At 55.4% G+C, this 7204-nt stretch carries 7 protein-coding genes; all 7 read right to left on the bottom strand.

The features are described from left to right. Positions 1–335 precede the first annotated feature (335 nt). Complete coding sequence (locus K5905_RS23070) at positions 336–1091, bottom strand: SDR family oxidoreductase (protein ID WP_297588263.1); 756 nt, start codon at positions 1089–1091, stop codon at positions 336–338. 20 nt (positions 1092–1111) lie between these two features. Then, the gene (locus K5905_RS23065; RefSeq protein ID WP_297588260.1) at positions 1112–1996 is read right to left on the bottom strand and encodes a dihydropteroate synthase; all 885 of its coding nucleotides are present in this window, start codon (positions 1994–1996) and stop codon (positions 1112–1114) included. Between the two features lie 94 nt (positions 1997–2090). Further along, complete coding sequence (locus K5905_RS23060) at positions 2091–2492, bottom strand: dihydroneopterin aldolase (RefSeq protein ID WP_297588259.1); 402 nt, start codon at positions 2490–2492, stop codon at positions 2091–2093. A gap of 89 nt (positions 2493–2581) precedes the next feature. After that, a complete protein-coding gene (gene uxuA, locus K5905_RS23055) occupies positions 2582–3763 on the bottom strand; it encodes a mannonate dehydratase (RefSeq protein ID WP_297588257.1) in 1182 nt (393 codons plus the stop codon). A 22-nt stretch (positions 3764–3785) separates the two neighbouring features. Then, entirely contained in the window at positions 3786–4526 is a 741-nt protein-coding gene (locus K5905_RS23050; RefSeq protein WP_297588256.1) for an FCD domain-containing protein, read from the bottom strand. Continuing rightward, positions 4523–6343 (bottom strand): glycoside hydrolase family 2 protein, encoded by a 1821-nt coding sequence (locus K5905_RS23045; protein ID WP_297588254.1) that lies wholly within the window; start codon positions 6341–6343, stop codon positions 4523–4525. Before K5905_RS23045 ends, K5905_RS23050 begins: the two co-directional genes overlap by 4 nt. 124 nt (positions 6344–6467) lie before the next feature. Continuing rightward, on the bottom strand, positions 6468–7204 hold a 737-nt coding region (locus tag K5905_RS23040), incomplete at its 5' end, for a TRAP transporter substrate-binding protein (protein ID WP_297588252.1).

Genomic DNA, 7204 nt, shown 5'->3' with positions numbered 1-7204 from the left:
TTTCTGGAATTAAGGTCAAAAAACCTTGTCGCCAGCGACGTTGCCGCCGTCGATGAGCGCGGTTATACGCACACCAATAACAACCGTCAACACATGAAATGCATTTTTTTAAGAAAAATATCAGCTGCCCCCAGGCAGTGGATATTAACCTTTTGTTAGCTAATTCAAACCGGCTTCGGCCTGGTCACCTGAAGCTGACGTTCGTCTCATTTCTCAACGCACTGCGAACGAGCTTCAAAGGGTGACCAGCAAGTGTAAGTTTCTAGTGTGGTTTAAAATCTGAATTTCGCTGCGAAGCGTTCTGCGCCAATGATGCGAAATTCATATTCTCCGCACTAACCGATCGGCGCGTTGCCAAAACCCATCAGACGTTGCCCGGCATCAACGACCAGCGTGTGGCCGGAAACCTGCGGCGCTTCCACCAGATAGCGGACTGCTGCGACGATATCATCCGGACCCAGGCCCGGACCGAGCGGCGTCAGTTTTTGGCGGCTGTCGAAATTTTCCTGCGTCTGGTCGCTTGGCAGAACAAGCCCTGGCGCGACTGCGTTCACCCTTATGCCCTTGGGTCCCAGCTCATACGCCGCCAGCCGGGTCGCACCATCAAGGGCGAACTTGCCGCAAAAATAGCTGAACCGTTCAGGCGATGCCGACAGCATCTGAGTATCGAGCAGGTTCACGATCGAGCCACATTCCGGCATAGGAGCCTGCCTGGCAAAGGCCTGCATCAGGAATACCGGTGCCGCTGCATTGACGTTCATCAGAAACTGCCAGCTCTCCAGCGTCAGATCGTGTAAACTGTCGGTGTTGAAGGCAGACGCCGAATTGACGAGAGTTGAGACCGGGCCCCCCAGTGCTTTTGCTGTTTCAGCGATCAACTCCCCGGCCAATTCCGGACAACTGAGATCCTTTTGCAGAAGGACGGACCGGCCTCCTGATGCCTGAATGTCGTCGTGGAGTTCCTGTGCGCCCCCGACCGATGAATTATAGTGAAGGCCAAGCGCGTAACCCTCGTCGGCCAGACCTTTGGCAATGGCTTTGCCGAGCCGCTTTCCCGCGCCGGTCACCAACGCGATCTTTTGAGCTGCCATTTTCTTTCCTCCCAGAAGTGTCAGGCGTAATCCTGTAGGTTCAGGACCGGCTGAACGCGCGAGACTTCATGACTGCGCACGAGGTTAGCTTTCGACATCACCGCCAAAGTCGCTGCACTCGTCTGAGCGACCCGGACCTCGTCACGGAACAAATAGACGGCTCCTGTCAGTTGAACAGTAACCGGCCAGCCAAGCTCCCGCAGCCGAAAGGATTGCAGGATACTGTCTGTCTGATATCGGATCCTGTCGGGACCGTCGGGCAAGTGCAACGCGAAACCGAAACCAGGGTCCACCCACAGGCGCTCGATCCCGGCATTGGTCGCAAGGTCAATTCTTTCTCTGAAAAACGTCAACTGGTGATCGAAAATATCCTCAGCCGGCGGCAGATAATCCTCCGACCGAGCATTTTCGCCAGGCGTGTAGCACAGCACCACGCCCGCCTGATGATATCCAATCGCCTCGTAAAACGCCGGGTCGTCCACCCGACCCGTCAGATTGACCACCCCCGCACCGGCCTCAACCAGAGCGACCCCGACCTCGGGGTGATAGGTCTCGACAGAAACCAGTATGTTTTCATCTGACAGCGCCTTGACCACCGGGCGCATGCGATCAATCTGGCGCTCTGCAGCAACAATGTCCGCGGTTTCACCGGTCGACTCGGCACCGATGTCCACCATAGCGACCCCTTCCAGGGTCATCCGCCGGCCACGGTAAAGCGCAGCCTCGAATGTATGGCAGACGGTTTCGCGATAGGTACTGTCGGGGGAAAGGTTAAGAACACCCATCTGATAGGTCCGGTCCTCGAACCGGCGTCCGAATTTCGGAAACTCGAATGTTTGAACCGGCGCTTCCAGCGCCTCGCGATATTTGAGCCAGAGGGGAAGAAGGCGATCGGCGGAAATCATGAGGGGGAGAGCTCCCGGGCATCAGGTCGGAGGGTTGGAGGGTCGGACGGTTTCGAGGCAAATAGGAAAGATCCCAGCTGCGGCAAGGTCGAATTCAGGCACGCTTGCGGGTGATGCGGATGCCGACGCCGGCAGCATCTTCAAAGATTTCGGGTTTGTTCACCTTGACGGTAACCCGGTCAGCCAAAGGGTTGGTGAGGACAAATTCCGCAACAGCTTCGGCCCAGTCCTCCACCAGATCCACATGATCCCCGGAAGATGCCTTGGCCTGAACGAACTCCACCGCATCGGCGTAGGACACAAAAGTCCCTGTTTCCCGAACAAGCTTGCGATAGCCGGGCACGGTTCGGATTTCAATGTCGAAGCGAACGGCCTGGGTTCGCCCCTTTTCACTGTCCAGAATACCGATTTGTGCAGGAATGAGCAGATCTTCAATCAGGATGGTATCCTGACCGTCTTCAATCAGATCAGGAGGCGAAACTAAGTTTTCAGGCATTTGACGTCCTGCTGCTGCGGAGAATTGTTGCCAATTCCAGATCATGGATTGATTGGCAACGTCAAGCCGTGCAGTTGACGCTCGACTGTTTATCCAGCTGCGGCGTCAGCTCCATCCAGAGCGTCAACCGCCCTTATGACACCCCGCAATTCTCCCAGCCCGCGCAAGCGGCCGATTGCCGGATAGCCGGGTGTGGAGCGACCGGTGTGGTCGTTCAAAATACGGTGACCATGGTCGGGCCGCATGGGAATTTGCCGGCCAGTACGGGTTTCCAGTTTCCGCAACGCCCGGATTATCGCGACCATGTCAATATCGCCTTCAAGGTGGGCATCTTCATAGAAACTGCGTGGATCAATCTCCCTGCGGGTTGCTCTCAAATGTGCAAAATAGATGCGCTCTCCGAGTGCTTCTATGATCGCGGGCAAATCGTTCTGGGCGCGCACTCCCAACGAACCTGTGCAAAGCGTGAAACCATTGGCCTGCGATCTTTGCATTCCGGCAACGCGCTCCAGATCCTCCTGTGTGCTTGCAATCCGGGGAAGACCGAATATCGACCGGGGTGGATCGTCCGGATGCAACGCCAGAACAGCTCCAGCCTGTTCGACTTCAGGAACCACCAGTTCGAGGAAGTTCCGCAGATTGAGAAACAGCTCTGCCCGCCCGACATCCCGATAGGCTGCCAGTCGTGTTCTGAAAGTGTCCAGCGTGTAACTTTCTTCCGACCCGGGCAGACCTGCGATGATGTTTGCGGTCAGCCTTTCGCGCCCAGATTCGGTACATCTGGCCAGAAAAGCTTCGGCCGCCGCAATGTCTTCCGATGTATATTCCTTCTCGGCTCCCTCCCGCTTCAAAATGAACAGGTCGAAGGCGGCATAGGCGGCGAATTCAAATCTCAGTGCCGTCGCGCCGTCGGCGAGTGGATGATTGAGATCGGTCCGCGTCCAGTCCAGAACAGGCATAAAATTATAGCAAATGGTTTTCACACCCTGCCGGGCGAGCGCACAGGCGGTATCGGCCCAGTTCCGAGCAAGGCGTTCCCAGCCCGGCGCTCCGGTCTTTATGTCTTCATGAACTGGGATGCTCTCGGTGACTTGCCACGAAAGGCCGGCGTCCTCGATCATTTCTCTGCGCGTCGCGATTTCTTCTTCCGGCCAGAGCGCGCCGTTCGGAATCTCGTGCAAGGCGGTCACAATCCCCGATGCTCCCGTTTGACGGACGTCTCTCAGGGAAACCGGGTCCTGCGGCCCGAACCAGCGCCAGCTTTCGATCATCGCATCTTTTCTTTCTTATTCTTTAAGTTGACGCAAAAGCGGGAGTATAGAGATAGCCGTCAAAATCAGGGTCGCCTACATCCGACAGTTCGAGCAGCGTCAGGCGAACATTTTCAAGATGCTGCCACATCGCCTGCTGCGCCTTTTCCGATTCGCGATGTCTCAGCGCTTCAAGAATCAAGGCATGATCGTCCAACCATTTGGTCCGGTAACTCAAGTCAAAAATGCGGTCATGCAGGCGAGCCCACATGGAGCTGTTCTCACGCTTGACCCATAAGTCCTCGACCTGTGCAACAAGTACGCTGTTCTGTGTCGCTTCGGCGATCTGCAAATGAAATTGCCGGTCGGCGAGATAGTCTTCTTCGCCACGCTCAATTGCCTTGCGTTCAAGATCCAGGGTTTCGCGAAGCTTCAGAATATCGTTCTTGGTGACGGTGGTTGCGGCAAAACCGGTGATGCTGCTTTCCAGAAGCTGACGGGCCTGCAAAAGCTCGAAGGGGCCGAAATCGGATTTGGGAACATTCAGAGAGATTTTCTCGCCGTCCGCCACATAGCTGCCGGAGCCCTTACGCACATCAAGATAGCCCTCGATCTCAAGTACGATATACGCTTCCCGGACGAGCGAACGGCTGATACCCATTTCCATTGATATCTGCCGTTCTGTCGGAAACTTGTCACCCGGCTTGTAGCCTTCCTCGGAAATGCGCCGTGCCAGCATTTCGGCAACTTCCTGGTAGCGGCGCTTTGAGTCATCGCTGGTCATGAGGCCTTCCTTGCATCCTCATCTCCGGTGGCAATCTGGTGATAGTAGTCCGCCAGAATATGGAACGCTTTTTTCTTGGTTTTTTTATCGGCAGCAATCAGCCCTTTATGATTATAGCCGTTCTGGAAAATATTTTGCCGTCTCTCTACACGAAAATCATAAAGTATCCACGGCGACATGCCCTTGACGTAGTTCAGTCGGCGCAATGTGGCAATCTGCTTTCGATAAACGTCGGCCATATAGTCTTCACTGAACAGACCCTTTTCCGGCCCTTTCGGCCCGATTACACCGTCGGCTCCGGTCTCTGAAATAACCACTGGCCGATCCGGATTCGAATTTTCGCCAATCGCGGCAAGATCGTCGAAATTCTCCTCGTACCAGCCGTAATACTCATTGAGGCCAATGATATCGATGTGTTCGGCCAGCCGGTCTTCAATCCTGTTTTGGGCATGGTTCACAAGGCACGCGGCCGATGTCAGGCGTGTTGGATCCAGTTTTTTGCAGGTATCTGCCAGTCCCTGCATGAATTTGAGCCGGGCATCGGTATCCGGGTTTTCATTTCCAACCGACCAGATGATCACGCTGGCCCGGTTCCGGTCCCGTTTGACAAGTTCCTGGAGCTGATTGGCCGCATCCCGGTAGGTTGCCGGATTGGCAAAGTCAATCGCCCAATAGACGGGGATTTCCTCCCACAGCATAAACCCGAGCTCATCGGCCAGCTCAGCCGCCCTTTCATGATGCGGATAATGGGCAAGGCGCAGATAGTTGCAACCAAGCTCCCTGGCATGCTCAAAGCGACGACGCAAATCGCTTTCATTTGTCACCTTGCCGAGTTCCGCGTCGTCTTCGTGAACGGAAATTCCACGCAGGAATACCGGCTCGCCGTTTAACAGAATGTCGGTTCCCCGCCGTTCGATCTGACGAAAGCCGACCCGGTCGGTAACCCTGTCCTCGCCATAGCTGACCGCAACATCGTAAAGTCTTGGATTTTCAGGGCACCAGAGTTCCGGTGAGACCTCAATCTCGATCCGGCCCATACCGGCTTCGTCGAGGGTGATTTCCCGTTCAATCCCAAGTTCCGGGATCATCAGCTTCGCCGTTTCTTGGGCAGACCCGTCAATCTCAACCTCTGCGCGGATCCTGGCCCCGGTTCCGTCCGGCACAAGATACAAGAAGAAATCCTTGATCAGGCTTTTCGGTGTTTCGAAGAAAGAAACGTCGCGATAAAGGCCGCCATAATTGAACCAGTCGGTGTTGCGCATGGGGACACGGTCTCGCGTGCGGGTGTTGTTGACGCAGGCCATTATCCAGTTTCGACCGCGTTTCAGTCTTCCCGTCAGTTCCACGCAGAAAGGCGTCGAAGCCCCATAGTGGTTACCCAGAAATTCACCGTTCAGGAAAATCTTGCAGTCGTAGCTTGCTGCTCCGAACCGCAGGAACTGCCGCCTGATTTCATCGATGTCACCGACATCAAGCGGTCTTGTGTACCAGGCACTGCCTTCGAAGAAGTACCATTTTTCCTTCAGCATGGCCCAGTTTGAAGGAACCGGTACCGTCTCGCCCAAATAGGGATCATAGTCCCAGGGCTCAGTCCGATTTTCAGGAGCCTCAGGCAACATGGAGAACCATTTCTGCCTGAGGCCGGTGTCCAGAAGGTCGACGCAGAAAGTCCAGTCACCGGCGAGGTTTTCCACCGCCCGTCCGCCCATGAAGATTAGACCGGCATGATTGAGAGACTGCGTGTTAAATGGCACATCATAGTCTTCATCATGCAGGGCCTGCAGAGCATTGTCGGCAAGATGGGAACGTTCGAGCATCAGTCTGTCTCCGGCCTGGCTTTTGGAGCATTGCATGGCTCATTGCACGCTGCGAATGCCCCTTTCGTCGCCTCGAGGCGATGCCCGGCAAGACCGATTGGAACTCGCCGGGCATGCTGCTGTACTACTTCGCGCTGTCCTTGATACGCTTGATCAGATCAGCCACGACCGGGGACTTTTGTGCTGCTTCTTCATGCATCGGCAGAACGGCTTCGATGAACGGACCCTTCTCGACTTCGATGAATTTCACACCGAGTTCACTCTTGGCCGTTTCAACTGCCGCCGCACTCATGGCATCCCACTGCTCACGATGGAAATCCATTGATTCCTTTGCTGCCTTGGTGAGAGCCGCCTTGTGTTCGTCAGACAGATCGTTCCAGGACTTGGAAGAAATCATGACAACGGATGGGATCATTGTGTGGCCATCGTTCGAATAGACTTTGGACACTTCTCCGTGCCGGGCGGATGTCAGGGCCATCGGGTTGTTTTCAGCCCCGTCAACGACACCCTGCTGCAAGGCGCTGTAAAGTTCACCCCAGGCAATGGGCGTCGGGTTTCCCCCGAGCAGTTCCACCATGCGGATAGCGGACGGGCTCGGTTGAACACGGATTTTCATACCCTGCAGGTCGGCCGGAGACTTGATCTCCTTGTTGGCATAGAAGGAACGTGCACCTTCGATGTAATATGCCAGGCCGATAAAGCCCTTGTCTTCCGAGGCCGCAAGAATATCGGCGCCGATGTCTCCGCTCAACACATCGTAATAATGGTCGGCGTCGACAAAAATATAGGGCAGATTGAGCGCACCGTAGGATTCCTCAAAGGCTTCAAGCTCCGATGCGTTGGAGCGCGCCATGTCCAGCG

Source organism: Roseibium sp., from assembly GCF_025698965.1.
Classification (GTDB): domain Bacteria; phylum Pseudomonadota; class Alphaproteobacteria; order Rhizobiales; family Stappiaceae; genus Roseibium.
Note: the sequence above shows the minus strand (reverse complement) of the source record. Positions and strands in the feature narration are given on the sequence as shown.